Genomic DNA, 3,338 nt, shown 5'->3' with positions numbered 1-3,338 from the left:
GGACCGCAGATCCGCGAGGTGCATGTAGTAGTCCCCGTGCGCGAGCAGCGCGTCTCGCAGCGGGGCGAACACGCCGGGCTCGTTCGGGCTGAAGTGGTCGGAGAACACGAGGTCGAGCGCCGCGCGCGTCTCCGGCTCGTTGTCGTAGTGCCAGTACGGGCTGTACCAGCCGCGGCTCTCCGCGACCTGCTGCGCAGTCAGGCCGAACAGGAACAGATTCTCCTCTCCCGCCTCCTGCGCCATCTCGATCGTCGCCCCGTCGCGCGTCCCGATCGTGAGCGCCCCGTTCATCATGAACTTCATGTTGCTGGTGCCACTGGCCTCGTAGCCCGCGGTCGAGATCTGGTTCGAGACGTCGCTGGCCGGGATGAGCCGCTCGGCGAGTGACACGCAGTACTCGGGCACGAACAGAACCTTGAGGCGGCCGCGCAGAGCTGGATCGGCGTCGATCGTCGTGGCCAGGTTGTTCAACAGCTTGATGATCAGCTTCGCGAGGTGGTAGGCGGGGGCGGCCTTTCCAGCGAAGACGAAGGTGCGCGGAGGCATGTCGAGCTTGGGATTCGCGCGCAGACGGTCGTACAGGACGACCACGCGCAGCGCGTTCAGGACCTGGCGCTTGTACTCGTGGATGCGCTTCACGTGACTGTCCACGATCGTGTCGGGATCCAGTGACTGCCCCGACGCCGTACTGAGCCAGGCGGCCAGGCGCGCCTTGGACTCCCGCTTCGCCTTGCGGAAGGCGTCGCGCAGACCCCGATCGCCGGCGAGAGGCGCCAGCTTGGCGAGCTGGGTGAGATCGGTGATCCAACCGTCGCCGATCGCCTCGGTGATGGTGCGCGCCAGCGGAGGGTTCGCGAGCAGGAGCCAGCGGCGCGGTGTGACGCCGTTGGTCTTGTTGTTGAAGCGCGCAGGGAAGAACTCCGCGAAGTCTCTCACGGTCGTGGTACGCAAAAGCTCGGAGTGGATCGCAGATACACCGTTGGTGCTGTGCGAGCCCACGATGGCCAGATGGGCCATCCGGACGTGTCTCTCCGCACCTTCTTCGATCAGGCTCATCCGGTCCGCGCGTCCCTCGTCTCCCGGGAAGCGCGTGCGCACTTCTTCGAGCAGTCTCCGGTTGATCTCGAGCACGAGCTCGTAGTGTCGCGGCAGGAGCACTTGGAAATAGCCGAGGGGCCACTTCTCGAGCGCCTCGGGCAGCAGCGTGTGATTCGTGTAGGCGAGCGTTCGCCGGGTCAGGTCCCAGGCCTGATCCCAGCCGAGCCGAGCTTCGTCGAGCAGGATGCGCAGCAGCTCCGGCACGGCGAGGGCCGGGTGAGTGTCGTTGAGCTGGAGCGCCACCTTCTCGGAGAACGTGCTCCAGTCGGCGTTCGTCTTGCGGAAACGCCGGATGATGTCGGCGAGTGAGCACGCGACGAGGAAGTACTCCTGCACGAACCGCAGCGCCTGACCCCGGACGGTGGAGTCGTCGGGATACAGCACGCGAGTGACCGATTCGGCCAGGAGCGTATCGGTGAGGGCTTCGATGAACTCGCCCCGGCCGAAGCGCTGGAAGTCGAAGTAGTCCGGCGCAGCGGCGGCCCAGAGCCGCAGCGTGTTCACGGTCTTGCCGCCGTAGCCCACGACCGGCCGGTCGAAGGGGATGCCGATCAGAGTGGCAGGGTGCCCGGGGACGATTTCGAGACGCCCGTCGCGCATCACGAACGAGCAGCCGAGCTTCACCTCCACCCGCTCGTTCAAGCGCGGGACTTCCCACGGGTCCTGGCGGCGCAGCCAGTTGTCGGGCTGTTCGTGCTGCCAGCCGTCGCGGATCGACTGGCTGAAGATTCCGTATTCGTACCGGAGCCCATAGCCCATCGCGGGAAGCTGCAGCGTCGCCATCGAGTCGAGGAAGCACGCCGCGAGCCGACCGAGTCCGCCGTTTCCGAGTCCGGCATCGGGCTCCTCTTCTTGCAAAGCGAGCCAGTCGAGACCCTTCTCGTGCGCAACCGGAGCCACCAGGGGAGCGAGCAAGAGGTTTGTGACGTTGTTGGCGAGCGAACGGCCGATCAGATACTCGAGCGAGAGGTAATAGATCCGCTTGGGGTTCTCGCGCTCGTAGGCCTTCTCGGTGAGGATCCAGCGCTGCGAGAACACGTCGCGGGTCGAGCGCGCGATCGCCTCGAACCGATCGCGCGGCCCGGCCTCTGCGACGTCCAAGACCTCATCGAAGGTGAGGTGACGCTCGTAGAGGGCGTCGTCGCTCCCACTGAAATGGATGGGGCCGCACCCGTACTGCGCGATCAGCCTCTCGAGCGCGCCGGGCTCCGGTATCTCGCCAGCGGTCCGCTTCCTCTTCCGAGTCGTCATGTCGTCTCTCTCCTCTCTGGGCGCCACTCTCGCTCTCGTGCGAGCGGCAGGACGAGAATCGCGATCGAGCGCGGCTGGGCGGCATAGCTCGACTCCGCGATGTGCGGCGCCTCGTCCCACGGGAGAATGTCCTCCGGTGACTCGAGCGAGGTGTCGAGCCAGCGCCGCCATGCGCCCGCCTCTCCGGCGGCCGGCAGCTCGAACCGGAGCGGCTCCCAGTAGGCGTTGAAGATTCCGTGCAGCCGGAAGTTGCCGGAGAAACTCGTGATCGTGGTGGCCAGTGAGTGGGAGTGATCGCTCCAGTCGGGCCCGGCGAGGGCGACACCGTGCCATTCGATGCGCGCGAGCCTCAGGAGCTCGCTGAGGGTCACCCGCGGCGCATCGAGCACGACGTCTCGGCGCATGCGGAACGCGAGGAGCGACCGGACGAAGCGGTGTACGTCTCGGTGCCGTTCGAGCAGCGTCCAATCCAGCCAGCTGATCTCGTTGTCGTGGCAGTAGGCGTTGTTGTTCCCCCGCTGGCTACGCCGCATCTCGTCGCCCATGGACAGCATCGGACTGCCCACCGAGACCAGGAGGAGGGTGAAGAAGTTTCGGATCTGGCGACGGCGAAGGGCCTCGATGGCCGGATCCTCGCTCGGCCCCTCGGCGCCGCAGTTCCAGCTCGCGTTGTCGTCGGCGCCATCGCGGTTCTGCTCCCCGTTGGCCTCGTTGTGCTTGCGGTCGTAGGAGACGAGGTCCTCGAGCGTGAAACCGTCGTGGCAGGTGACGAAGTTCACGCTCTGCTCCGGCTCGCGCTCCTGGTGACCGTAGAGGTCCGGGCTGCCGAGAAGCCTCGCGGCCAGCTTCTGCACCATTCCCGGCTCGCTCCTGAGAAACCGGCGCGCATCGTCCCGGAAGCGCCCGTTCCACTCGTGCCACGCGTCACCGACGAAGCTGCCCACCTGGTAGAGGCCCCCGGCGTCCCACGCCTCCGCGATCAGCTTGGT

The 3,338-nt window shown here is 66.6% G+C and carries 2 protein-coding genes; both read right to left on the bottom strand.

The window, feature by feature from the left end:
- Positions 1–2,349 (bottom strand): glycogen/starch/alpha-glucan phosphorylase (locus VMR86_20905; protein HTO09523.1); only part of this gene is annotated, 2,349 nt, incomplete at its 3' end.
- Entirely contained in the window at positions 2,346–3,293 is a 948-nt protein-coding gene (locus VMR86_20900) for a hypothetical protein (GenBank protein HTO09522.1), read from the bottom strand. The genes VMR86_20905 and VMR86_20900, both read right to left, overlap by 4 nt.
- Positions 3,294–3,338: the final 45 nt, after the last annotated feature.

The sequence above is a fragment of the Myxococcota bacterium genome (assembly GCA_035498015.1).
In the GTDB taxonomy this organism is placed as follows: domain Bacteria; phylum Myxococcota_A; class UBA9160; order SZUA-336; family SZUA-336; genus VGRW01.
Note: the sequence above shows the minus strand (reverse complement) of the source record. Positions and strands in the feature narration are given on the sequence as shown.